23 protein-coding genes are annotated in these 24,183 nt (G+C 71.7%); 11 read left to right on the top strand and 12 right to left on the bottom strand.

The features are described 5' to 3' along the window. Positions 1–55: 55 nt before the first annotated feature. Positions 56–1,225, top strand: coding sequence for a steroid 3-ketoacyl-CoA thiolase (locus IAG44_RS28490; protein ID WP_187749928.1), 1,170 nt, complete (start codon positions 56–58; stop codon positions 1,223–1,225). Here IAG44_RS28490 and IAG44_RS28485 read toward each other — a convergent pair. Together IAG44_RS28485 and IAG44_RS28480 are read right to left on the bottom strand one after the other, a co-directional pair. Next, positions 1,213–1,404 carry a DUF397 domain-containing protein gene (locus IAG44_RS28485; RefSeq protein WP_187749927.1) on the bottom strand — a complete coding sequence of 64 codons (192 nt, stop codon included), beginning with the start codon at positions 1,402–1,404 and terminating at the stop codon, positions 1,213–1,215. The genes IAG44_RS28490 and IAG44_RS28485 overlap by 13 nt on opposite strands. Beyond that, complete coding sequence (locus IAG44_RS28480) at positions 1,373–2,212, bottom strand: helix-turn-helix domain-containing protein (RefSeq protein WP_187749926.1); 840 nt, start codon at positions 2,210–2,212, stop codon at positions 1,373–1,375. The genes IAG44_RS28485 and IAG44_RS28480 overlap by 32 nt, the downstream gene beginning before the upstream one ends. A gap of 130 nt (positions 2,213–2,342) precedes the next feature. Between IAG44_RS28480 and IAG44_RS28475 the strand changes: the two genes are divergently transcribed. Next, positions 2,343–2,759 carry an ATP-binding protein gene (locus IAG44_RS28475; RefSeq protein WP_246562147.1) on the top strand — a complete coding sequence of 139 codons (417 nt, stop codon included), beginning with the start codon at positions 2,343–2,345 and terminating at the stop codon, positions 2,757–2,759. Between the two features lie 335 nt (positions 2,760–3,094). Here IAG44_RS28475 and IAG44_RS28470 read toward each other — a convergent pair whose 3' ends face one another. Beyond that, positions 3,095–5,164, bottom strand: coding sequence for a bifunctional glycosyltransferase 87/phosphatase PAP2 family protein (locus IAG44_RS28470; RefSeq protein ID WP_187749924.1), 2,070 nt, complete (start codon positions 5,162–5,164; stop codon positions 3,095–3,097). A 478-nt stretch (positions 5,165–5,642) separates the two neighbouring features. Between IAG44_RS28470 and IAG44_RS42995 the strand changes: the two genes are divergently transcribed. Both IAG44_RS42995 and IAG44_RS28460 read left to right on the top strand, forming a co-directional pair. Then, positions 5,643–6,830, top strand: coding sequence for a DUF2330 domain-containing protein (locus IAG44_RS42995; protein ID WP_246562146.1), 1,188 nt, complete (start codon positions 5,643–5,645; stop codon positions 6,828–6,830). A 37-nt stretch (positions 6,831–6,867) separates the two neighbouring features. Continuing rightward, positions 6,868–7,539 carry an O-methyltransferase gene (locus IAG44_RS28460; RefSeq protein WP_187749923.1) on the top strand — a complete coding sequence of 224 codons (672 nt, stop codon included), beginning with the start codon at positions 6,868–6,870 and terminating at the stop codon, positions 7,537–7,539. Positions 7,540–7,682: 143 nt separating this feature from the next. Here the strand turns inward: IAG44_RS28460 and IAG44_RS28455 are convergent, their stop codons facing one another. Further along, complete coding sequence (locus IAG44_RS28455) at positions 7,683–8,075, bottom strand: hypothetical protein (protein ID WP_187749922.1); 393 nt, start codon at positions 8,073–8,075, stop codon at positions 7,683–7,685. 135 nt (positions 8,076–8,210) lie between these two features. On the opposite strand from IAG44_RS28455, the gene IAG44_RS28450 reads away from it, so the two are divergent. After that, complete coding sequence (locus IAG44_RS28450) at positions 8,211–8,615, top strand: DnaJ family domain-containing protein (protein ID WP_187749921.1); 405 nt, start codon at positions 8,211–8,213, stop codon at positions 8,613–8,615. Between the two features lie 130 nt (positions 8,616–8,745). Here the strand turns inward: IAG44_RS28450 and IAG44_RS28445 are convergent, their stop codons facing one another. Both IAG44_RS28445 and IAG44_RS28440 read right to left on the bottom strand, forming a co-directional pair. Then, the gene (locus tag IAG44_RS28445; RefSeq protein WP_187749920.1) at positions 8,746–9,342 is read right to left on the bottom strand and encodes a hypothetical protein; all 597 of its coding nucleotides are present in this window, start codon (positions 9,340–9,342) and stop codon (positions 8,746–8,748) included. A gap of 21 nt (positions 9,343–9,363) precedes the next feature. Beyond that, positions 9,364–9,987, bottom strand: coding sequence for a hypothetical protein (locus IAG44_RS28440; RefSeq protein ID WP_187749919.1), 624 nt, complete (start codon positions 9,985–9,987; stop codon positions 9,364–9,366). 201 nt (positions 9,988–10,188) lie between these two features. On the opposite strand from IAG44_RS28440, the gene IAG44_RS28435 reads away from it, so the two are divergent. Then, positions 10,189–10,683 carry a GNAT family N-acetyltransferase gene (locus tag IAG44_RS28435; protein WP_187749918.1) on the top strand — a complete coding sequence of 165 codons (495 nt, stop codon included), beginning with the start codon at positions 10,189–10,191 and terminating at the stop codon, positions 10,681–10,683. A gap of 26 nt (positions 10,684–10,709) precedes the next feature. On the opposite strand, the gene IAG44_RS28430 is transcribed toward IAG44_RS28435, so the two are convergent. Continuing rightward, positions 10,710–12,734: an MDR family MFS transporter gene (locus IAG44_RS28430; protein WP_187749917.1), complete on the bottom strand. Its 2,025-nt coding sequence runs from the start codon at positions 12,732–12,734 to the stop codon at positions 10,710–10,712. Positions 12,735–12,919: 185 nt separating this feature from the next. Between IAG44_RS28430 and IAG44_RS28425 the strand changes: the two genes are divergently transcribed. Further along, complete coding sequence (locus IAG44_RS28425) at positions 12,920–14,008, top strand: peptidoglycan-binding domain-containing protein (RefSeq protein WP_187749916.1); 1,089 nt, start codon at positions 12,920–12,922, stop codon at positions 14,006–14,008. Between the two features lie 49 nt (positions 14,009–14,057). Here IAG44_RS28425 and IAG44_RS28420 read toward each other — a convergent pair whose 3' ends face one another. Then, positions 14,058–14,717: an HAD-IA family hydrolase gene (locus tag IAG44_RS28420; protein WP_187749915.1), complete on the bottom strand. Its 660-nt coding sequence runs from the start codon at positions 14,715–14,717 to the stop codon at positions 14,058–14,060. 1,138 nt (positions 14,718–15,855) lie between these two features. Further along, complete coding sequence (locus IAG44_RS28415; protein ID WP_187749914.1) at positions 15,856–16,437, bottom strand: TMEM165/GDT1 family protein; 582 nt, start codon at positions 16,435–16,437, stop codon at positions 15,856–15,858. A 435-nt stretch (positions 16,438–16,872) separates the two neighbouring features. On the opposite strand from IAG44_RS28415, the gene IAG44_RS28410 reads away from it, so the two are divergent. From IAG44_RS28410 to IAG44_RS28400, 3 genes are all read left to right on the top strand, one after another. After that, on the top strand, positions 16,873–17,517 hold the full coding sequence (locus IAG44_RS28410) for an HNH endonuclease family protein (RefSeq protein ID WP_187749913.1): 645 nt from the start codon (positions 16,873–16,875) through the stop codon (positions 17,515–17,517). An 80-nt stretch (positions 17,518–17,597) separates the two neighbouring features. Next, on the top strand, positions 17,598–17,981 hold the full coding sequence (locus IAG44_RS28405) for a DoxX family protein (protein WP_187749912.1): 384 nt from the start codon (positions 17,598–17,600) through the stop codon (positions 17,979–17,981). A gap of 60 nt (positions 17,982–18,041) precedes the next feature. Beyond that, positions 18,042–18,959, top strand: a complete 918-nt coding sequence (locus tag IAG44_RS28400) for an RNA polymerase sigma-70 factor (protein WP_187752893.1) — start codon at positions 18,042–18,044, stop codon at positions 18,957–18,959. 165 nt (positions 18,960–19,124) lie between these two features. On the opposite strand, the gene IAG44_RS44355 is transcribed toward IAG44_RS28400, so the two are convergent. After that, positions 19,125–19,259: a hypothetical protein gene (locus IAG44_RS44355; protein ID WP_281404307.1), complete on the bottom strand. Its 135-nt coding sequence runs from the start codon at positions 19,257–19,259 to the stop codon at positions 19,125–19,127. A gap of 305 nt (positions 19,260–19,564) precedes the next feature. On the opposite strand from IAG44_RS44355, the gene IAG44_RS28395 reads away from it, so the two are divergent. Continuing rightward, positions 19,565–22,516 carry an AfsR/SARP family transcriptional regulator gene (locus tag IAG44_RS28395; protein ID WP_187749911.1) on the top strand — a complete coding sequence of 984 codons (2,952 nt, stop codon included), beginning with the start codon at positions 19,565–19,567 and terminating at the stop codon, positions 22,514–22,516. On the opposite strand, the gene IAG44_RS28390 is transcribed toward IAG44_RS28395, so the two are convergent. Next, positions 22,508–23,323, bottom strand: a complete 816-nt coding sequence (locus IAG44_RS28390) for a hypothetical protein (RefSeq protein ID WP_187749910.1) — start codon at positions 23,321–23,323, stop codon at positions 22,508–22,510. The genes IAG44_RS28395 and IAG44_RS28390 overlap by 9 nt on opposite strands. Before the next feature lie 159 nt (positions 23,324–23,482). Next, a complete protein-coding gene (locus IAG44_RS28385) occupies positions 23,483–23,866 on the bottom strand; it encodes a helix-turn-helix domain-containing protein (RefSeq protein ID WP_187749909.1) in 384 nt (127 codons plus the stop codon). Positions 23,867–24,183: the final 317 nt, after the last annotated feature.

Raw genomic sequence — 24,183 nt, 5'->3', positions numbered from 1 at the left:
AACACGTACTAGTTACCCCCGGTTCCGCACCCGGCCCCCGGAAGGATCCGCACCCATGGCCGCCGAACCCGTGATCGTGGAAGCAGTCCGCACCCCCATCGGCAAGCGCGGCGGCGCGCTCGCCAACCTCCACCCCGCCTATCTCCTGGGTGAGACGTACCGCGAACTCCTGGGCCGCACCGGCATTCCCGCCGACGCGGTCGAACAGGTCGTCGGCGGCGCGGTGACCCAGGCCGGCGAGCAGTCCGCCAACCCCGTGCGGACGGCCTGGCTGACCATGGGCCTGCCGTACGAGACGGCCGCGACGACCGTCAACTGCCAGTGCGGTTCCTCCCAGCAGGCGTCGCACATGACCGCCAACATGATCGCCGCGGGCGTCATCGACGTCGGTGTCAGCTGCGGCGTCGAGGCGATGTCCCGGGTGCCGCTCGGCTCGGCCTCCAAGCACGGGCCCGGGAAGCCGTTCCCCGACGAGTGGAACGTCGACCTGCCGAACCAGTTCGAGGCGGCCGAACGGATCGCGCGGCGGCGGGAGTTGACGCGCGCGGACGTCGACGGGCTGGGCGTGCTCTCCCAGCAGCGGGCGGGCGCCGCCTGGTCGGAGGAGCGCTTCAAGCGGGAGACGTTCGCCGTGCAGGTCCCCACGACGGAGGAGGAACAGGCCGCCGGACAGGGGATGTGGCGGCTGGTCGACCGTGACGAGGGGCTGCGCGACACGTCGTTGGAGGCGCTGGCCGGCCTGAAGCCCATCATGCCGACGGCCGTCCACACCGCCGGGAACTCCTCCCAGATCAGCGACGGCGCCGCCGCGATCATGTGGGCGTCCAAACGGATGGCCCGCGCGCTGAAGTTGAGGCCCCGGGCCCGGATCGTCGCGCAGGCGCTGGTGGGGGCCGACCCGCACTACCACCTCGACGGGCCGATCGACGCGACGCACGCGGTGCTGGGCAAGGCCGGGATGTCACTCAAGGACATCGACCTCGTCGAGATCAACGAGGCGTTCGCGTCAGTGGTGTTGAGCTGGGCCAAGGTCTTCGGCCAGGACCTGGCGAAGGTGAACGTCAACGGCGGTTCGATTGCCCTCGGCCATCCCGTCGGCGCGACGGGCGCCCGCCTCATCACCACCGCGCTTCACGAACTGGAGCGCTCCGACAAGGAATTCGCGCTGGTCGTGATGTGCGCGGGGGGCGCGCTGGCCACCGGAACGATCCTTCAGCGGCTCTGAGCCCAGTCGACGAAGTCCGAGAACACCGTGGGCCGGAAGGCGAGTCGGGGACCTGCGGGGTTCTTGGAGTCGCGGACGGCGATGCGGGCGGGGGGAGTTGAGGCGACCTCGACGCATTCGCCGCCCTGGTCGCTGCTGTAGCTGGACTTACGCCACAGAATCTCCGCGCTCCGCGCCATAGCGTTCCTCCATCACCCGCCGAATCAACTCCGCCGAGTCCTTGATGGAGTGTGCGGCGGCCTGGAGATGATCGTAACGGAGCGAGCAGTCTTTGACGGTGTCCGGGTTGGCGGTGGGATGCCCGGTGCCGTACCCCTCTGTGTAGACGATGGTGGGGTCGTCCGAGAAGCCGAAGACCGTGAACGACCCCGTGAGTCCCGCGTGCGCGCCAGCCGCGAACGGCAGGATCTGGATGTTGACCCTGGGGTTGTCCTCGAAGGACAACAGATGCGCCAGTTGCTCCCGCATGACGTTCGGACCGCCGATCTCCTGGTACAGGGCGGCCTCGCTGACGATGGCCCAGAAGACCGGGGGTTCGTCCTTCTCCAGGATGCGCTGGCGGGCGAGGCGGGCGGTGGTGCGGTTGTCGAGGTCGACCTGGTCCATCGTGCCGAGCGTGGCGCGCGCGTACGCCGGGGTCTGGAGGAGGCCGTGGATCATGCCGATCTGGAACGTGAGGATCTCGACGGCCCGCGCCTCGAGCTCCGCCACCTGCTGGAACCACGCCGGGAGTTGTGAGCGCAGGACGAGGATGACGAGGCGCGAGAAGAAGCCGTCCGTGTTCAGCGCGGCGTCGATCCGCTGGCTGAAGTCGAGCGTGGGGACCTTGCGCGCGTTCTCGATCTGACCGATCAACGAGCCCGTGAAGTTGATGATGTCGCCGAGCTGCCCCTGTGTGAGCCCAGCGGCCTCGCGGAATCGGCGCAGCTCGAAGCCGTAGTAGTCGAGCGGCGACGCCCCCGGGTCGAGAACGTTGATGTGGGTCACCCAAGTCCCCTCTCTGGCACAGAGTTTCGACAACCCGCAAACAACGGGACGGGTTGTATTCATCTGGTAGCCCAGAGTAGGGAAGAGGGTCCAGGCTCGTACCGTGAACGAACACTTTCCCCCCATCCCAGTGGGTGGCCCCCTCTTTCCCACGTACTGCCTGATCCTCACGGTCGGCACCCACTCCCCGCTGCACATCCGGCGCATCGTCCGCACGCTCCTGAAGGAGTGGGGCACGGAGGAGGTGACGGACACGGTCGAGCTGGCCCTGACAGAACTGGTCACGAACGTCCACCGCCACGTCCCCGAACGCCGCTGCCAGGTCCTCATCCTCCGCCAGCCCAACGCGATCCGCGTCGAGGTCACCGACCCGAGCCCCCAACTCCCCTTGTTCAGGAAGGGCTTGCCCCTCGACCCCGAATCCGACCGCGGCCTCCTCCTCGTCGACGCCCTCACCGACAAGTGGGGCACCGACCCGATCCGCGACCTGGGCAAGACGGTGTGGTTCGAGTGCGCGACGCCGATGGACCTGGACAACATGCCCTGAACCCCACCGAGGGCCTCACAGCAACCGCCACGAGGCCCTCCGGCTACCGCGTTCGCGGACCTCATCCCACGTCGTGGCGAACGAAGTTCGGAACGTCCGCGACAGCGGACGAATCATCGAGCAGCCTTGCCGGCACGCCTTCCGGAGTCCGGACACGGGAGACCGAGATGCCATGAAGACACGCTCCGCACCAGAACAACACGTAGCCGATACCGCTGTCGCCGTCGACGACGTATCGAATCTCAAGCCGACGCCGACCGCAGTCCGGACACGGCTCGCCGCTCACATCGCGTTGTAGAAGTTCCAGAACTGATCGACTTCCACCGGGTCACCGCTCAGCTCGGCGAAGGAGAAGGTGCGGTGGTCGTCTTCTCCGGTTCCCTGTCGGGTTCGTCCGTCGCCGTCTTCGTCACCGTCCGCGCCCGGGGGCCCATGAGGGCGTAGGAGAGGCCGAAGCCGGCGAGGACGACGGCCGCGCCGCCGACCGCGTCGAGGATCCAGTGGTTGCCGGTGGCGACGATGGCGGAGACGGTGAAGAGGGGGTGGAGGAGGCCGAGGGCCTTCATCCACCACTTGGGGGCGACGATGGCGATGACGAGGCCGCACCAGAGGGACCAGCCGAAGTGGAGGGACGGCATGGCGGCGTACTGGTTGGTGAGGGCCGTGAGGGTGCCGTAGTCGGGCTTGGAGAAGTCCTGGACGCCGTGGACCGTGTCGATGATGCCGAGCGTGGGCATCAGGCGCGGCGGGGCGAGGGGGTAGAGCCAGAAGCCGACGAGGGCCAGGAGCGTCGCGAAGCCGAGGGACGCGCGCGCCCAGCGGTAGTCGACAGGTCTGCGCCAGTACAGGACCGCGAGGACGGACAGCGGGACGACGAAGTGGAAGGACTCGTAGTAGAAGTCGAAGTAGTTGCGCAGCCAGGAGACGCCGACGACCCAGTGGTTGACCGTGTGCTCGATGTCGATGTGCAGGAACCGCTCGATGTCGAGGATCTGCTGCCCGTGCTCCTCCGCGCGCACGCGCCCCGCCGAGTTGCTGCCGCCGGTCGCCGCGAGGCGGACCTTCTGGTACGCGGCGTACGTGACGCGGATGAGCAGCAGCTCCAGGAGCAGGTTCGGGCGGCTCAGCACGCGGCGCATGAACGGCAGCAGCGGCACCCAGCGCCAGCGCGCGGGCACCGGCGCCGCGTACTCCGTCGGCGTCGGCGCGGCGTACAGCGGGTCCTTGCGCGACAGGAACGGCAGGAACGTCGCCGCGGCGATGGCCGCGAACAAGACGATGTTGTCGCGGACGGGGTACAGCGCGGCCATGTTCGGCAGCATCATCTTGGCCGGAAGCGTCATCACCAGGACGACGGCGACGGGCCACACGTACCGGTCCGAGGCCCGCTTCCCGACCCGCCCGACGACCGCGAGCAGCACCCACAGCAACTGGTGCTGCCAGGTCGTCGGCGACACGGCGACGGCGGCGCACCCGGTGATCGCGACGGCGAGCAGCAACTGCCCGTCGCGCGCGTACCGCACGGCGCGGCGCACGCCGAGGACGGCGACGGTGGCGCCGAGCGCGAGGAACAGGGCGATTTCGAGGGGCCCGGTCATCCCCAGGCGCAGGAGCGCGCCGTGCAGGGACTGGTTGGCGAGGTCGTCGGCCTTGCCGCCGAGGCCCGTGCCGGCGATGTGGTGCACCCAGTACGTGTACGAGTCGTGCGGCATCGCCGCCCACGCGAGCGCCGTCGCCCCCACGAACGTGCCGACGGCCGTCGCGGCGGCCCGGCGCCTGCGCGTGAACCACAGGAGCGCGGCGAACAGCAGCACCGTCGGCTGGAGGGCCGCCGCGACGCCGATCAGCGCGCCGCCCGCGTAGCGCCCGCGCGCGACGAAGCAGCCGAGCAGGACGAGCAGGACCGGGATGACGCTGGTCTGCCCGAGCCAGAGGGTGTTGCGGACCGGCAGCGACACCATCAGGAGGCTGATCGCGACGGGCGCCGCGAGGAAGGCCGTCCGGCGGCTCACGGGCTGCGGGAGCGCGCGGGCGACGACGATGCCCAGGGCGACGACCAGCAGCAGCGTCCCGAACGTCCAGCCCCAGCCCAGGGCCTGTTCGGCGGACTTGGTGAGCGGCTTGAGGACGAGGCCGCCGAAGGGGGTGCCGGTGAACTGCGAGGAGTCGTACAGCGAGCCGTTGACATGGAGCACGCCGTTGGGCCCGACCCAGGTCTCCAGGTCGGTCAGGCGCTCCCCGCGCGGGGTGGACAGGACGACCGCGATCTGCCGGACGGCGAGGACCGCCACGAGCAGCCACAGGCCGATGCGGGCCGCGCGCAGACGCGCCTGTCGTGCGTCCGCAGGGTCCGACGGCCCCCCGAAGGGTTCCACCGGTCGCCCGCTGTGCTCCGCATTCGCCACGGCTGGTTGGCCTCCGCCCCGTTCGTTCGGTTCTGCTTGTCTGGTGGTTCTCCCGGAGGCCCACCAGGGGTTTCTTCCGGACGAACCCTACGGGTACGCCCCTCCCCCTGACAGAGACGCAGGTCACGCCCGCTTCACCTGGCAGCCCTTCTCCTTTTGTCCGGAAGACAGTAGTGCGTGTGAGGGACCCTCGCGTCCTCGGGGGCCGTTTTCCGGCTCTTCATGGACGTGATTTGAACCGCCGCCGAACGCGGGCCCCGCTCCGCCCGTACCGTCGTAGACCCGCGCGGGTCACAGCACTACGAGTAGTGACGGATGACTACGGAGGGCTTCTGGCATGGCGGTCGGTTTTCCGTGGAGACGGCTGGGATCGCGAAAAGGTTCAGCGGCGGGAGGGGGCTCAGCGGCGAGAAAGGGGTCCACGTCCGCACGCGCGCGTGCGCTCGCCGCCCTCCTGCTGCCGGCCGTCCTCCTGCCGGTGGCGCCCGCGTACGCCGGTGGCGCGCTGATCGTTCCTGCCGACCGCCGGCTCACCGTGACGCGTGAGGTGTCCGTCGTCCGCTGGGACGGCGCGCGGGAGCAGATCGTGACCCGTCTCACGGTCGCCGGGGACGCCGGGCGGGCGGCCTGGTTGTTACCGGTCCCCGCGCGCGCGACGGTCAAACTCGGTGAGCGGCGGCTCCGCCGTCTCGGCCCCTTCGACGTGACGCACCTCTCCGCCGCCGACCCCGCCGCCTGGCTCCGCGTCAACGGCACCCCCTACCTGACGGTGGTCGCCCAGGAACTCCCCGCGACCCTCGCCACCGACCACGCACTCCACCGCGCGCCCTCCGACGCGCCCGTCCGGCAGACCGTCTACGCGGACCAGCTCCGCACATTCGCCGGCATCCCCGCGTGGCTCCTCACGGTGGCGGCGGTGATCCTCGCGCTGGCCGCGACGGCGATCCGGCTCGCCCTCCGGGGTGAGCGGACGGGCGGAGCCCTGCGGACGTCGACGACCCTCAACCCTCCAGGACCTCAAGAAAGGAGCACGGCACCCATGACCGCCACCACGGAGGAGCCCCGCCCGGCCGGCCTCACCGCGCGCGTGACCGACGCGCTGGAGGCGCTACGCGCACGCGTGCGCAGCGAACCGTCGGACACCGGGGCCCTGCGCGCGGGCACGAACGGCATCCCACCGATGCCGGCGCAGGCACCGACCGTGGGGGTTCCGCCCCGGCCGGGGACGGCACCGGCGGGCGGCTTTCCGCCGATGCCGGAGGTGATGCCGACGGTGGGGGTGCCGCCCATGCCCGAGGGTGCGCCGGTGATCGGTGCGCCGGGTGAGGGGTTCGCGGTGTACGACGCTCCCTCGGCCGACCGGTCCACGCCCCGCGTGCCTCCGATGCCGAGTGCGGCGCCGACGGTTCCGCCGGTGGTTCCGCCGGTGGTTCCGCCGGTGGTTCCGCCGGTGCCCTCGTACGACCCGCGCGCGGGTGGGTCGTCGCACCTCCACAAGTACCCCTTCTGTGCCCCGCCGTTGAACCGGGACACCTTCGGCAGCCGGCAGAAGCACAGACGCGTGCAGCAGGTGCCCCGGCAGGGGGACGGCCGGGTGAGCGGGCATCTCGATCGGGTGAATCAGGGGGCTGGAGAGGACGGGTGGGAACCGGGGGCGGCGTGGTAGGCGTTGGGGGGTCAACGACGTGGAGAGGCAGGGGACTGTGAGCGACGAGCAGGTGTGGTCAGCGGTGGACGGGTACGTCGAGGAGGAACTGGGCCTGGGGGACGAGGTGTTGGCGGCGGTGTTGCGCGAGAGCGAGGCCGCCGGGCTGCCGCCGATCAGCGTGTCGGCGGCGCAGGGCAAGTTTCTGCGGATGCTGGCGGAGATCCAAGGCGCCCGGCGGATCCTGGAGGTCGGGACGCTGGGCGGTTACAGCACGATCTGCCTGGCCCGCGCGCTCCCTGAGGACGGCCGGCTGGTCACGCTGGAGTACAGCCAGAAGCACGCCGAGGTCGCCGAACGGAACATCGCGCGGGCCGGGTTGGACAAGGTCGTGGAGATCCGGGTCGGCGAGGCCCTGACCACCCTGCCCGCCCTGGCCGACGAGCACCCGGACCCCTTCGACCTGGTCTTCATCGACGCCGACAAGGCCAACAACCCGCACTACGTCGAGTGGGCCCTGAAGCTCACGCGCGCGGGCAGCGTCATCGTCGTCGACAACGTCGTCCGGGACGGCCGGGTCATCGACGCCGACAGCACCGCGTCCGACGTCCAGGGCACCCGCGCCGCCCTCCACCTCATCGCCACCCACCCCCGCCTCACCGGCACCGCCATCCAAACAGTCGGCACCAAGGGCTACGACGGCTTCGCCCTCGCACGGGTCGTGTCCTGAGACGACGGGCCGACACGGGCGGGGGGACGAATGACGCCGCCGGACAGGACCGGGGCCGGAAAGCCCCGCGCGTACACCGGGACGCCCCCGGGTCCGCGCCCTGTCCGGCCCGCGTCAGGCACACGCGGTGCCCCCGGCCGGGCTCAGCCCTCGTGGTAGAAGCCGACGTTGACACTGCGCGGGCTTGTGCGGTCGGCGACGACGATCTCGCCGGAGCCGCCGCGCGGGAGGGTGACGGTGCCGCCGTAGGGGATGGGCTGGGCGTACTGGCCGGAGAGGAGGCGGACCTCGGAGGAGGGGTCGTCCTGGGAGCCGCGGAGCCAGGTGACCTGCCAGACGCTCTCGGGGCCGCAGAGGAATTCGAGGTGGACGCGGGAGACGAAGAGCCAGTCCTGCGGCGTGACGAGCCGGCAGACGGAGGTGTCGCGGCCCACACGCAGCACCGTCCCCGGCTCACTGGGCGCGTCGGCCATGAGCATCCCTGCCGTGGCCCCCTCCTCCACCGCGGAGACGGAGGCCATGGTGAGTTCGAGCACGTGCGCTCCCCTTGTGTACGCCGGACGTCCGCCCGGCATGTCCCAACCCCCCGGACACACGGCGTCCGAAACGGCATTGCACAGCGGCGGAAATGATAAATCGCCCGGCGGCAGCGCGTCCGGCACAATGGACGCATGACCGAGCGAAAGCCACCGGGTGTGCCGTTCGAGTCCTGGGTGGACAAGCAGATCCAGGACGCGCAAAGACGCGGGGACTTCGACGGCCTGACGGGCTCGGGGCAGCCGCTCCCCACGGAGTTGACGTCGACGTACGACGAACTGTGGTGGATCAAGCGGAAGATGGCGCGCGAGGGCCTGTCCGCGCTCCCGCCGGCGCTGGCCCTGCGCAAGGAGGCGGAGGACGCCCTGGAGGCCGCTCTCGACGCCCCGTCGGAGCACACGGTCCGCAAGATCCTCACGGAGGTCAACGCGAAGATCCGCGACATGATGTTCCGTCCCCCGCCCGGCCCGCCGCTCGGCAAGAAGCCGTACGACGTGGAGGCGGTCGTGGCGGAGTGGCGTGCGCGCAGGGAGAGTTGAGCGAGGCAGGGAGAGTTGAGCGGGCCCGCTTCTCGCGCCGGCCTTCTCGCGTCGGCGCGTCGACACAGGAGTGAGCGAGCCCGGTCCTCCCCAACGGACCAGACCCGCTCGTCCCTTCACACGCGGCGACTCACACGTGCAGCAACCGCTCGCACAGCTCCCGGTAGTCCCGTAGCGCCAGCCGGAGTTGTTCGGTGTCGCCGGACGCCGCGCCGTCGCCGTCCGGCGACTGCCAGGCGCCGCGTACGGTCCGGCGCCGCCGGGTGACCGCCTCGGTGAACCGGGCCGCCAGTTCCTCAAGCACCTGGTCCGCCTCGGCGACGGCTTCGCGGGGCTGGTCGACGAACTCGGCGACCGCGTGCCGCATCCGCTCCTCCAGCTTGTCGCACTCGTCGTGCGCGAGGAGCGGGGCACCACGGCCGGCCTGGGCCCCGTGCCGGCCCTGCCCGGTGCCGGCGGTGTGACCGGTGCCGGTGTGGCCGAACTGACCGCTCTGACCGGCCTGTTCGACATGACCGTCCCGACCGTCACGGCCGCGAGCGCCCTCCGCCTTCACCCCGGCCGGTGTCGGCGTGGGCATCGGCGAACCGGCACGCGCACGAGCCTGCGGCCCGGCGGCGAGCGGCGCACCCCCGGACGCGCCGCCTGGCGTGCCTGCCGGCGCCGCCCCGGCCGCACCCCCCGTCCGCGCCTCCGGCGTCCCCTGTGCTCCCGTGTTCTCACTCATCGCTCGCCCCTCCTCACTCGCTCACTTGGCATGAGACCGCTGGAACATCGCCGGAACGCGCCCGCTCCCGGCCTTCTCCGTCCCCCGCGACGCCATCCGCGACGGCCGCTTGGGCTCGCCCACCAGCTCCATGAACAGCGCCCGCGCCTCCAGGACGGCCTTGCGCGCCTCCTCCGTGTCGCCGCCGCCCTCGCCGACCACGTGCCGGACGTGCCGGTACCCGTCGACGTGCGGAGCGTGGTGCACGGCGAGCGCGGCGACCTGCTCGTCGAAGTCGTCGGCGCGCGGGAACCCGCGTGCGCCCGCCAACTCCCCGAGCAGTTGGTCGACTTCGGCGGCGGCCTCGCGGGGCGACTCCACGAAGTCCTCCTGCGCCGCCCGCCACCGGGCCAGGTACCGCTCGCGCTCACCGGCTTCGAGGGGCCGTTCCCGCAAGCCTCCGTGTCGTTCGACGAGGGTCGTCAACTCCCGCTCGGCCGCCCGTACATCCCCGTCGTGCCGGGCCACGGCCCGTCCGTACTCGGGCCCGAACCGCCGCTTGAGCGACCCCCCGCCGTGCCGCGTGCGACGAATCCCCAGCACAGCCGCCGCGACAACGACGACCGCGCCGATGACGATCAGAGCGATGATCACGCCTGTGGACATGGCTGCCTTCCGGTGTGTCGGCCCAGGCGGGCCGGTTCACCCTCCGGGTTGCCCGTAACCGCCCGCACAAACGGCCCGTGCACGAACAGCCCGCGCACGAACGGCCCGTGCACGAACGCCCCCGGCACGAACGGCCGCCGCACACCCCGCCCGCCACGTATTCCGCTTGCGCCACCCCTCCCCCTCCGGACAATGACGTCCATGTCCTGGACGATCACCCCGGAGTCCCCCGACTCCCCCGCCGCCACGGCCCTCTGGCGCGCGTACTACACCGAGGTCAGCGACCGCTGGTACCTCCTGCACGAGGGCCGGCGCACCGACCCCGCCGAACTGGAACGCGAGATCGACGCCCGGACGGGAGCCGAACTCGCCCCGCCGAAGGGTACGTTGCTGGTGGCCCGGTACGAGGGTGAGGCGGCCGGCACCGCGGGCGTACGCCTACTGGACGCGGACACCGCCGAGTTGACCCGCGTCTTCCTGCTCCCGGCGCTGCGGGGCAGGGGCGGGGCGGCGCTCCTGGTGAGCGAAGCGGAGCACGCCGCACGGGAGTTGGGCGCCACCCGCATGATCCTGGACACCCGCAGCGACCTGACCGAGGCGAGGGCGCTGTACGCGCGGCTGGGCTACACGGAGACGGCCCGGCACAACGACGACGTGTACGCGGAACACTGGTTCACGAAGCCACTGGCACGGTAACTCCCGTCCACGCCCCTCACCTCACCTCACCGCACCGCCTCCGGCCGCTCCCGTACCGACCCGCACAGCTCCCCGTTCAACTCCCGTACCAGCAGCGTCAGATCGGTCGGCCGGTCGGGCCCCCACCAGTCCCCCAGCAGCTCGGCGAGGGACTTCTCGCGGGCCTCCGCGAGCCGTTCGGCGACTTCGCGGCCCCGCGCGGTGAGGTGGAGGTCGGGGCCTTCGCGGCGCGCGAGCCCGGTCTCCTCGGCCTGCCGGGCGCCCTCGATGACGACGGCGAGCGGCACGGGGCTCTGCTCGGCGAGCCTGCCGGGCTCGACGCTGCCGTACTTGCGGATCCGCAGGAGGATCCAACTGGCCGCCGGGAGAAGGTCGTAGCCCGCGCGGGCGGTGATCGTGCGGTAGATCTCGCAGCGCCCCTCACGGGTGCCGAGGACGGAGAGGGCCCGGCACACCTCGTCGTAGGAGGAGCGCTCGACGGGGTTGGTGGCGAGGGTCTGGGTGACGTCGGGCGCGGTCACCGAGCCGCGCAGCCGGTCCTCCTTGAGGAACCAGGCGAGCAGGAACCCGACGACGGCGACGGGCACGGCGTACAGGAAGACGTCGGTGATGGCGGACGCGTACGCCTGGAGCGCGGACGGCCGCAGATCCGGGGGCAGTTGGGCGATGCCGCGCGGGTCCGACGTCAGCGCGCCGGCGTCGAATCCCGCCGGGAGGCCGTCAACTCCCCTGAAGGCGGAGGCGAGTTTGTCCGAGAGGCGGTTCGCGAAGATCGCGCCGAAGACGGCCACGCCGAACGACGCGCCGATCGAGCGGAAGAAGGTCGCGCCGGAGGTGGCGACGCCCAAGTCCTCGTAGGACACGGCATTTTGGACGATCAGCACCAGGACCTGCATGACGAGCCCGAGCCCCAGCCCGAACACGAAGAAGCAGACACTCATCTCGCCGGTCGAGGTGCCCGGTTCGAGGCGGTGCAGCAGGAGCAGCCCGACGGTCGTGACGGCCGTCCCGGCGATCGGGAACACCTTCCAGCGGCCGGTGCGGCTGACGATCTGCCCGGACAGGGTGGACGAGAGCAGCAGCCCGGCGACCATCGGCAGCATATGAACGCCGGACATCGTCGGCGAGACGCCCTGCACGACCTGGAGGAACGTCGGCAGGTAGGTCATCGCGCCGAACATCGCGAACCCGACGACAAAGCTGATGACGGCGGACAGGGTGAAGGTGCGGATGCCGAACAGCTTCAGCGGCAACACCGGTTCGGCGGCCCGGCGTTCGACCGCGACGAAGGCGACGGCGAGACCAACTCCCAGCACCAGCAGGCCGATCACCTGGACCGAGCCCCACGCCCACGTCGTCCCGCCGAGGGAGGCGACCAGGACGAGGCAGGCGGCGACCGAGGCGATCAGGAGAGTGCCGAGGTAGTCGATGACGTGGCGGGTGGTGCGGCGCGGAATGTGCAGGACGGCGGCGATGACGGCGAGCGCGACGACGCCGACGGGCAGGTTGACGTAGAACACCCAGCGCCAGCTGAGGTGTTCGGTGAACAGGCCGCCGAGCAGCGGGCCCAGGACGCTGGTCGCGCCGAAGACCGCGCCGAACAGGCCCTGGTAGCGCCCACGTTCACGGGGCGGGACGAGGTCGCCGACGATCGCCATCGACAGGACCATCAACCCGCCGCCGCCCAGGCCCTGCACCGCCCGGAACGCGATCAACTGGGGCATGTTCTGCGCGGTTCCGCAGAGAGCGGAACCGATCAGGAAGAGCACGATCGCCGTCTGGAACAGTCGTTTTCGGCCGTACTGATCGCCGAGTTTGCCCCACAGGGGTGTCGCGGCGGTGGATGCGAGCAGGTACGCGGTGACCACCCACGAGAGGTGTTCGAGGCCGCCGAGGTCGCTGACGATCGTGGGGAGCGCCGTCGAGACGATCGTCTGGTCGAGGGCCGCGAGCAACATGCCCAGCAGCAGGGCACCGATCGACACCATGACGTTTGCGCCAACGTGTTCTCGGTGTGGATCCTTCGCGGCCGTCCGTGCGTCCAAGGCCATGGAGACCTCCTTCGGCTCTCGTGTCCCTTCCATGGTGGTCGGTGTCACCCGGAACGGCCCGTCGAGACATGAGGGAGGGGGTTTTCGGCCAATTACCGGGCTGTGGCGTGTGGTGCGATGGAGGCGTGCCATGACTGTGGGGGATCTGCATAATTTCCGGAGTTCCAACGGGGAGGGATGAAGAAATGAACGAGCCGAAGGAGCGTGAGGGGCCACGCACGCCGCGGGGGCCGTACGGGCATCCCTGTCCGGAGTGCGGCGCCCTGCGCGCGCCCGACAGCACGCCGTCGTGCGACTGCGCCCAGCGGGCCACGGAAGCGCTGCGCGAGGCGCGCCTCGCCGACGCGGCCGCCGCCGAGGACTTCGATCCCCTGCGGATCCGCCCCTACGTGGAGCTGGCGGGTACCGCGGGTGCCCCTGTCGCCGGCGGCGTGAAACCACCGGTCGACGCGACGATGCCCCTACGGGCGGTACCGCCCGCTCCCACCTCTGCTGAATCGTTTCCGGCCGGGGACGCGCCGACGGCTCCGCTGCCGGCGGTTCCCGCAGGGGGGACGGGGGCGGGTGGCTCCGAGGTACTAGGGGGTGCGGAGGGTACGGCGGCTTCCGGGGCCGTAGGGGACCTAGGGGATGTACGGGGCGTAGGGGACGCGGACGGCGGCGCGTCGTCCGGTAACCGGCGGCGTAGGACCGTCCTCCTCGCGACCAGCGGTGCGGTGGTCGCGATCCTCGCCGTCGCCGGTTTCGGGACGGGCCTGTTCGCGTACGACGCGCCTGTCCGTGACGCTTCGCCGCCGGAGGACATCCGGGCGGCGGTTCCGGCGCCGGCCGCGTCTGTCGCGGTCTCGTCCGAGCCGCCCGCGAAGCGTCCCGCCGAGCCCGTTCCGACGCCCGCCGAGCCGGCCCCGTCCGCGAGCGCGGCGCCCTCGCCCTCCCCCACTCCGTCCGCCGGTTCCCCGTCCCCGTCGTCCTCCGCGAGCCCGTCACCCTCGGCCCCCGAGTCCCCCGTCGGCGAAGCGGGTGACCAGCGGCAGATACCCAGTCTCACCGTCGCGCCCCTGCGACGCGGTGACACGGGCCCCGAGGTGCGGGAACTCCAGCTCCGGCTCACGCAGTTGTACCTGTACGACAAGGAAGCCGACGGCGTCTTCGACGAGCAGGTCGAGAGCGCGCTCAAGAACTACCAGTGGTCCCGCGAGATCACGGGCGACGAGCTGGGCGTGTACGGAGCGGCCACCCGTGAGCGGCTGGAGAAGGAGACGAAGGAGCCGTGACGGCCGTGTGAGGTGGGCGACCGGCCTCGCCTCCTCGAAATGCGCTTCCTCAGAAGTGCAGCCGGATCCCGCCGTCCCCCACCTCCACCGCGACCTCCCGCAGATCCCGGACGACGACGTCCGCGTCGTGCGCGGCGGCCCGTGCGCCGACGCCCACGACACGCATCCCCGCCGCCTTCCCGGCCTGGATGCCCGCGCCGGAGTCCTCGAAGACGACGCAGTCGGCGGGGGCGACACCGAGTTCGGCGGCGGCCTTGAGGAACCCCTCGGGGTCGGGCTTGCTGGCGCCGACGGACTCGGCGGTGATGCGCAGCGCGGGCAGCGGGAGGCCGGCGGCGGCCATGCGGGCGGTGGAGAGGGGGACGTCCGCGGAGGTCACGAGCGCGTGCGGGACGCCGGCGAGCGCGGCGAGGAACTGGGGCGCGCCGGGGACGGGGACGACGCCGTCCATGTCGGCGGTCTCCTCCGCGAGCATGCGCGCGTTGTCCGCGAGGTTCTGCTCGACGGGCCGGTCGGGGAGGAGGACGGCCATGGACGCGTGGCCCTGCCGGCCGTGGACCACCCGCATCACCTCGCCGCCGTCGAGCCCGTGGCGCTCGGCCCAGCGCCGCCAGATCCGTTCGACGACCGCGTCCGAGTTGACGAGCGTCCCGTCCATGTCGAGCAGGAGGGCGCGGGCGGCGAGGACGACAGGCTCGGAGACCGACATGCATCACTCCAGACGCCGGATACGAGGACCAAGGTGGCCCCGCCCGCCGGTCAGGGAAAACGAGCGGGAACCACTTTGTTTCCCCACGGTACAAAACGAACCCCGCTCCCCGCCACCACCCGCCGAAAACTTCACCGCCCGTTCAGCTCGCCCAGCCGCTCAGCTCGCCCGCCCCCGGACCCACGCCCCGCCCGCGCCCGCTGACCCCGGCAGCCCCACGCCGCGAGCCGAACCCGCGAAGAGCCGCCCGCCGAGCGGAACCGGAGACCGCCGCACCGGCCCGGACCGGCATCGACCCGAACCCGCACCGCACCCCGGACACCCCGGCCGGCACAGTCACCGCGACAGCGGACACCTCGCCCGGCCGGGCCCACGCCCCCCGCAGACCCACACCACGAGCCGGACCGACCCCACGCCGCGAACCAGGCCGGCGAAAGGCCGCACGCCGAACGAAACCGGCGACAACCACCCCAACCCGAACCCACAGCACACCCCGGACACCCCGGCCAGCACAGTCACCGCGACAGCGGACACCTCGCCCGGCCGAGCCCACGCCCCCGGCAGACCCACACCACGAGCCGAGCCGACCCCACGCCGCGAACCGGGCCGGCGAAAGGCCGCATGCCGAGCGGAACCGGCGGCAACCGCCCCGGCCTGAACCCACAGCACACCCCGGACGCCTCGGCCGACACGGTCACCGCGACAGCGGACACCCCGGTCGGCACCGCCATCGCCGCAGCGGGCACGGCGGACGGCGACAGCCGCCGAGCCCACGGCCGCGCGACGCGCCGTTTCGTCGGGCGTCGGGCATCGGGCATCGGGCATCGGGCGTCGGGCGTCGGGCGTCGGGCGTCGGGCGTCGGGCGTCGGGCGTCGGGCGTCGGGCGTCGGGCGTCGGGCGTCGGCGGAGCCTGCCCCCGTGCGGCGCCACGCCACGTCCGACGACTGATGCGGGCCGGTCCGGCAAACCGCCACCGCCACGGCCGCGCCTCACCCCGCGCCAGCCCTCACCTCGCCATCACCGGCCCTCACCCCGCCACCGACACCCACCCCCTCGCCGTCACCGCCACCGCGGCCCCTCACCCCTCCACAGCCACCACCGCCCTCCCCCCTCCACAGCCACCGCCCCCGCCAACCCTCACCCCGCCACCGCCTCCCAAAGGCTCCACACCCCGAGCCCCAGCATCAGCAGGGCGGCGATCTTGGTGATCAGGGTCAGCGGGACCCGCTTCATGAGGGCCTTGCCGCCGACGATGCCGAGGGCGGCGACGGCCCAGAGGCCGAGGACGGCGCCGAGGCCGACGGAGAGGGGGTCGTCGTAGCGGGCGGCGAGGTTCGCGGTCATGATCTGGGTGAGATCGCCGAACTCGGCGACGAGGATCAGCATGAACCCGGTGCCCGCGACCTTGAGGAAGGACTGGTCCTCGGGCCGGCGGACCTCTTCCTCGTCCTCGTCCTTCTTCATGAGCAGCATCGCGGCGCCGCCGAGGAAGAGGACGCCGGTGAGGGCGTGGACGAGTTGCTGGGGCAGGAGCGTGAGGACGCTGCCGGCGGCCACGGCGAGGACGACGTGGAGCAGGAAGGCCGCGGCGACACCGGCGAAGACGTACGAGGCGCGGTAGCGGGTGCCGAGGACGAGCCCGGCGAGCGCCGTCTTGTCCGGCAGCTCCGCGAGGAAGACGACGCCGAAGACGAGCGCCGTCACGCTGATGCTGATCAAGGGTTCCTCAATCGGTCGGGGCCGCCCCACCGAGAGTGCTGAGCCTTCGTACGAGGGCACCTCGGCGAGACAGCACACGTGGGGCCCGTGTCGTACGACACGGACGTGCACTGCTTGCCGAAGGTCTCGCTGGTGAACCCCTAGGGGTCACCTCCGGGCGCCGGCTCAGGCGGGCTGAGCAGTATGTCGACGGTCCGGCGAAGAGCTACTCCCCTTCTGCGCCGTCCATCGTACGCGACGCCGCGCACCGCACCCCAGGGCCGAAGGTCCCCCGCCTCCACGCCCCCGCCCCTTCACACTCTTCCCCCGCCGCGGACCTTGTTTTGTCATGCTCGCGTCACTAACTTCTTACCGATCGCACACCCCACGGCAACACGCCCTCGCGAGCATTCCCTCGCCCGCACTCCAACACCCCCACACCACCAGGGAGTTCGCATGCGAAAGTTCTACGCGCGTGGACGGCTCAGCGTACTCGCCGCCCTCACCGGTCTCATAGCCTCCGTCGGCGCCCTGAACGCGCCGACCGCCTCGGCCGCGCTCCCCACCCCCGTCAGCGCCGCCACCGCCCGCACCTACCTGTCCCAGCTCACCGTGGCCACCGAGAACCGGACAGGCTACGACCGGGACCTGTTCCCGCACTGGATCACCGTCTCCGGGACCTGCAACACGCGCGAGACCGTACTCAAGAGGGACGGGTCCGGTGTCGTCACCGACTCCGCCTGCGCCAGCACCAGCGGCAGCTGGTACTCCCCCTACGACGGAGCCACCTGGACCGTCGCCTCCGACCTCGACATCGACCACCTCGTGCCGCTCGCCGAGGCGTGGGACTCCGGCGCGAGCGCCTGGACGACCTCGCAGCGCCAGGCGTTCGCCAACGACCTCACCCGCCCGCAGCTCATCGCGGTCACCGACAACGTCAACCAGGCCAAGGGCGACCAGGACCCGGCGACCTGGATGCCGTCGGTCACCTCGTACCGCTGCACGTACGTCCGCGCGTGGGTGCAGGTGAAGTACTACTACGACCTGTCCGTCGACTCCGCCGAGAAGTCCGCGCTCACCGGCTACCTCGCCAACTGCTGATACTTCAGCGGGAGATGTCACAGCGCGAGGGGCTGTCTCGTCCCAGGGAGCGACAGAGCTTCCCGATCAAGGAGTGGACGATGGACCTCGCGCTGTGGATCTCGGCCGGACTGCTGGCGTTCGTCTCGTTCTTCGGCGGTCTCACCAAGACGTTCGTCCCCCGTCAGAAGCTGGCCGCGGCGCACGGCGGGGGCTGGACCGGGGACGCCACCACGGGCTTCGTCAAGTCGCTCGGTGTCCTCGAACTCCTCGCGGCGGCCGGGCTGTCGCTCCCCGCGCTGCTGGATATCGCACCGACTCTCGTGCCGGTCACGGCTGTCTGCTGGACACTCCTCATGATCGGCGCGATGATCACCCACGGACGCCGGGGCGAGTCCGCGCTCGTGGCGCTGAACCTGGTCTACCTCGCGCTCGCCGTGTTCGTGGCGTGGGGCAGGTTCGGCCCGGCGCCGTTCGCGGGCTGAGGGCCCGTGTCACCTCCCCGTCCGGGGCGTGGCACGGACGGGGAGGGAGCCGTGGTGGCCATGGACAAGGCCGAGGAGTTCCAGGAGCTGCGCCCGCTGCTGTTCTCCCTCGCGTACCGGCTCCTCGGCTCGGTGAGCGAGGCGGAGGACGCGGTGCAGGAGACGTGGCTGCGCTACGCGGCCTCGCCCGTGGAACCCCGTTCGGTCAAGGCGTTCCTGTCGACGACGGTGACGCGCATCGCGCTCGACGTGCTGCGCTCGGCCCGGGTACGCCGTGAGAGCTACGTCGGCCCCTGGCTCCCGGAGCCGCTGCTCACCGACCCCTACGAGGACCCGGCGCGGGCGGCGGAGCTGGCCGACTCGGTGTCGCTCGCGGCCTTGTTGCTGCTGGAGCGGCTGAGTCCGCTGGAGCGCGCGGTGTTCGTGCTGCGTGACGTGTTCGACTTCCCGTTCCCCGAGGTCGCCGAGGCGGTGGGGCGCTCGGAGTCCGCGTGCCGTCAGCTCGCCGTCCGCGCCCGGCGGCACATGGCCGCGGACCGGCCCCGGTTCACCACGACCCGTACGGAACAAGAAGAGTTGGCGGCGCGCTTCTTCGACGCCCTGCGCGAGGGCGACGTGCTCGGTCTGCAAGGGCTGCTCGCGGCCGACGTCGCCGTGCTGAGCGACGGCGGCGGCAAGGCGCCCCAGCTGTCCCGTCCGCTCGCCGGCGCCGAGCAGGTGGCCCGCCTGTTCGCCGTCGCCTTCCCTCAAATGGCGCGTGCGGACGTGACGTTCGCGCGCGAGGTGGTCAACTCGGCGCCGGGCGCGCTGTTCCGCGACGCCGGGGGCCGGGTGCTGCACACCATGGCGCTGGACATCCACGAGGGGCGGATCCGGGCGATCCACCTGACGATCAACCCCGACAAGCTGGGCCACCTCGGTCCGGTGGCGGACGTGTGGGCGGTCGACCGGGCGGTGCGGCGCGTCCGGCGCGGGTGACCGCCCCGCGCTGACAACGTTATCGACAGCACGAAGACATGTTTCGTGCCCCTCGCATATTCAGCCGCCACTTACCCGGTTTCTTAACGCACCACTTTCCGTACCACGGGGATCCATTTGGTGCATTTGGTCGCGGATCCCCGTGGACACGGGAATGTGGGTATTTCAGGAACCGGTACTGTTCCAGTCAGGCGTGTACACGAGCGCGCTCGTGAGGGCGAGCGCCATGACGGCGAAGGGGGCCGCGAGGACGGCTGCGCGGTAGAGGGCGCTCTTCAACGTGCTTACCTGACGGTGCATTTGGGTATTCCTGTCGCTCAAGGTCTCGCTGACGGGAACAGCCTCACCGCCGTGCGTCAGCACAGGATCAGCGGAGGATGGACGGAGGATCTACGCCTGCGAAGGTCGGGCAATTCACCCCCGGTGCGAGATTCCGAACGGGACGTGTTCATCTGTTCATGCGTTCCACAATCCGTCCTGCTTAGCGGTAATCCCGCGGCTGTCTCATCCACTGAATGAAAAACCTCCGGCCTCGATTGCTTGAAGTCGCAAGCGCTCGGCTAGGATGACCGCGCGGTGCTTGGTCCGACCAGAGAGGTGGCCCGGTGGCGGTCCTCTACGTGTCCCTCCTCGGTTTTCTCGAAGTACGCCGGGACTCGACCCCCCTGGACCTCGGAAACCCACAGCAGCAGGCCCTGTTCACCGCCCTCTTGCTGCGCCGGGGAAGAACCGCCTCGGCGGCGGACCTGATGGAGTCGATCTGGGGCGAGGAGATCCCCGCCTCGGCGCTCACCACCTTGCGCACGTATGCCTGGCGGCTGCGCAAGATTCTGGAAACCAACAGCAAGTCCCCCGAGTTTCTGGTCTCCGTGGGCGACGGATACCGCCTCGTCGTGCACGACGAACACATCGACTGGTACGAGGCGAAACGATTCAGCCGAGAAGCCGTCGCGGCCAATGGTCCGCACCACGCGCTGGACTCCTTGGAACAGGCCCTCGCCCTGTGGAAAGGAGAACCCCTCGCGGGGATTCCCGGCCCGTACGCGGCACTTCAGCGCGAGCGGATCAACGAGACCCGGCTCGCCCTTGAGGAAGAGCGGCTGGACACGGTCATCGCGCTCGGCCAAGGCCAGTTGTGCATTCCCGAGTTGGTGGAACTGGTCGGCCGATATCCCTTACGGGAACGGCTGTACGCCCTCCTCATGCGCTCCCAGGTCCAATCCGGCCGCCGCGCCGACGCCCTGACGACCTATCACGAGGCACGCCGACTCCTGGTCGACGAACTCGGCGTGGAGCCCGGCGCCGAACTCACCGCCGTGCACCGGCAGATACTCAGCGGCGAGCTGGACGCCGTCCCGGACCCGCCCGACAGCGGGTGGACGGCGGACGACCGGACGGCGCCCCCGGCCGCGCTGCCCCCCGCGCAACTCCCGCCTGAGCCCGCCGACTTCATCGGCCGCGCGCATGTCGCCCAGGCGCTCACCTCGGCGATGAACGCGGAGAACCGGCCGACGCTGCCGGTCGTCGTGCTGGCCGGGATGGGCGGCGTCGGCAAGTCCTCGCTCGCGCTGCACGTGGCGCACCGGGTCCGCGAGGCGTACCCCGACGGGCAGTTGTACGCCGACCTCGGCGCGATGGCCGCCCCGGAGAGCGTGCTGGCCGGCTTCCTCCAGGCGCTCGGCGCCCGCCCCGAGGACGTCCCGGAGGCGCTGGAGGCCCGTACGGCGCTGCTGCGCACGATGCTGAACGACCGCAGGGTTTTGATCGTGCTGGACGACGCGCGCGACGCCGCGCAGATCCAGCCGCTGCTGCCGGGCAGCGCGCACTGCGGGGTGCTGATCACCAGCCGGACCCGGCTCGGCGGCCTGCCCGCCTCGCTCCAGGTCGAGCTGGAGGCGTTCTACCTCGACGAGGCGCTGGAGCTGCTGACCCACGCGATCGGCGCCGAGCGGGTGCGCGCGGAGCCGGAGGCCGCCGCCGCGCTGATGGAGTCGTGCGCGTACCTGCCGCTCGCCGTGCGGATCGTGGCGGCCCGGCTGGCGGCCCGGCCGCGCTGGTCGATCCGCTCGCTGGCCGCGCGGCTGGCCGACGAGCGGCGCAGGCTCAGCGAGTTGAAGGCGGGCGAGCTGACCGTGTCCGCCGTCTTCGACGTGATGTTCCGCCAGCTCCCGGCCGACCAGGCGCACGCGCTGTGCCTGCTGTCGTGCGCGAACAGCCCCGACCTGTCGCTCGCGAGCGCCGCCGCGCTGCTCGACGTGGACGAGCTGGACGCCGAGGAGTTCCTGGAGTCGCTGGTCGACGCGGCCGTCCTGGAGGCGCCCTGCGCGGGCCGCTACCGGTTCCACAGCCTGCTGCGCACCTTCGCCCGGGACAAGCTCTCGCGCGACCTCTACCACGAGCCGCTGCGGCGGCTGCTGCACTCGCTGCTGGCGTCGGCGGTGAACGCCTTCCGGCACGCCGTGCCCGGCGACCCGATCGAGGACGCCCTGACTCCCGCCCGGATGCCCGGCCGGCGCTTCAGCGACCTCGCCGACGCCCGCGCCTGGGCGGTCGCCGAGGCGCCGACGGCGCTCGCGGTGGCCGCGCAGATCGCCCGCGAGTGCTCGGAGGACGAGGTCTCGCACTGCGACCACCGGGTGTGGCTGACCCCGGCCGCCGATCTGCTGATCGCGCTCAGCGCCTACTGGGGCGAGACCAGTCACGTCGCGTGGAACACCACGATCCACGAGCTGACCCGGGCCGCGGTGCTGGCCGGCGACGAACGGGCCGAGGGGCGGGCCCGGTTCCTCAGCGGGAACATCCATCTCGCCCGCTCCCGGCTCGCGTTCGCCGTCGAGCACTCCACGCTCGCGGTCGCCCTGACCCGGCACACCGAGGACCACGTCATCCTCCGCCAGGCCCTCAACGACCTGGGGCTCGCGCACCAGTTGCGGGGCGACTTCCCGGAGGCCATCGCCTGCTACGGCGAGGCGATCGAACTGGCCCGGCGCCTGCGCCACGTCACCGGCGAGGTCGCCACGACCCTCAACCTGGCGCTCCTGCACGTGAACACGGGCGAACCGCAGAAGGCGATCGACGTCTGCGAACAGCTCATGGGCGACTCGCCCTCGCTGTACGGGAACCCGGCGGGCGCGGCGTACGCCTTCTACGTCCTCGGGTACGCGCACCACACGCGCGGCGCCCACCAGCTCGCCGTGACCTGGTACGAGCGGTGTCTGTCGGTCTGTCTGGAGGCGGGGCTCACCAGCCGGGAGGCCAGCGCCCGGTTCCGGCTCGCGGACTCGCTGCGGGCGCTCGGGCACGCCGAGTCGGCGGTCGCGGAGGCCGTGCGCGCCGTCGAGATGTGCGAGCGGGCGCGCGACGTCCGCAATCTGGCGCAGGCGCTGCTGGTCCTGGGCCGGATCAGGCTGGACCTCGGCGAGGCGGAGGCCGCGCGCAGCGCCCTCACCGACGCCCGGCGCATGATGGCCGAGCTGCGGCTGCCCGAGGAGCACCGGGCGGCCGAACTCCTGCTGGCCGTACCGGTGTCGGTGTCCGGCGGGAGCGGGTCACGGTGAGCCGGGCTGGCGCGAGGTCACCGCGAACAGGTGCGCGCCGCGCGCGCCGGAGTCGGGGTCGATCAGCAACTCCCGTTCCATCTTGAGGACGTTGGCGAAGGTCGCCTCCTCGTTGGGGAACCGCTCGTAGTAGGAGGTGGAGGCGGGCAGGACGAGCCCGGGGAAGCCGGTCAGGGCGTCGACGCGCAGCTCGAGTGCCATGCAGAGCAGGCGGATCTGGCCCGGGGTGAACAGGTGCGCGTGCGGCGCGCCGGGTCCGCCCGGGTCGTGTCCGGCGAGGCTGTGCAGGGCCGCCTGGAGGTCGCCGGAGCCGAGGTATTCGAGGGCGGTGTGCCAACGGCTCGGCAGGAAGGACACCATGAGCCCGCGCGGCGCCATCAGCCCCGCCAACTCCCTCAGGCCCGCCTCCGGTTGGGAGAACGCGCTGAGCGGCGAACAGTCGTGGAAGACGAGGTCGTAGCCGCCGTCGTCCCGCAGCTCGGCCAACTCCCCCGGCCGCGCGGCGAGATGGCGGACCCGGCCGTCGCAGCCGGCGCGGGCCGAACGGGCGCGGGCCTCGCGGGCGGCCTGCGCGGTGGGGGCGATGTGGACGCCGCTGCTGTGCGGGTACTCGGAGGCGATCCGGCGCGCCCAGCGGCCCGCGCGGGCCGAGACGTCCACGAAGGTGAACGGGTGCGGCAGCCGTGAGAACACCGACTGCTGCAGCGCGGTCCACAGTAATGCGTCGGTGAGCCTGCCGTAGAGACGTCCCGGGACGTCCTCCTCCCCCGTGCGGATGGTCTCGTCGCTCTGCACTGAACTCGTCACTGTGGCCTCTCGGTTCACGGCGGTGCGGATCCCGCGAGCCTCCCCGTGGGCTCGCCGGGCGTCATGGCGGCACGAGGCCGCCCGCGCAGGCCGTCCGTACGTGGCCTGGCTCTGCTCGTCGCGGTGAACGCCTGCCGGACCGGCGTCGCGACGCCGGCGTCAGGTGCGTCCGGACGCGGGCGCTGTGCGGCCCGGTCCGCCCTGGGGTCGCCGGGGGGCCGGGAGTTGGCCGTTCGCGGGGCGCGCGGGCGCGGGTCTCGCGGGTGCGCCGCCGCGCTCCGGTACGCGCAGCCGGGAGCCGAGCACCATGCCGAGCTGGAAGCGGTTGTCGACGCCGAGCCGGTCCATGAGGGCGCGCAGGATGTTGGTCACCGTCCGGGGGCTGATGCCCAGCCGGTGGGCGGCGCTCGAATCGGTGTGCCCGGCGTACAGCAGGGCGATCAGCTTGCGCTGCCTCTCGTCGAGGTCCAGGGCCACGGGCGCCCGGCGGCGCGCGTCCGGCGGGATCGGCCTGACGGCCGCCGGGAACTCAGGAGCTGCCATGGGTGCTTTGCCTCTTCCCGTTCTGTCCAGGTCATCCGGGTCGTCCGGGCCGCGTGAGCGCGACTTCGGGCAGGTGCTCAGCCTGACAGCAGCCGATCAAGGGCCGATCAGCGTCGGATCAGCGCGGTTCCGCTTGCGGATCAGCGGGGGCCCGGCGGCGGGCGCGGCGCGGGCGGAGCGGCCTGACCAGCGCGGTCCGCGCGGGGGCAGCGGCGTGATCGTACGGCGGGAGCGGCGCGGTTCCGTAAAGGTTTCCCGTCCGTTTCGGTGTGGGGGAACTGTGACCGCTGGGGTCCGCGTTGGCTTCCGTGACGAGC

The sequence above is a fragment of the Streptomyces roseirectus genome, from assembly GCF_014489635.1.
Taxonomy (GTDB): domain Bacteria; phylum Actinomycetota; class Actinomycetes; order Streptomycetales; family Streptomycetaceae; genus Streptomyces; species Streptomyces roseirectus.
This window is presented reverse-complemented; position numbering and strand designations above follow the sequence as displayed.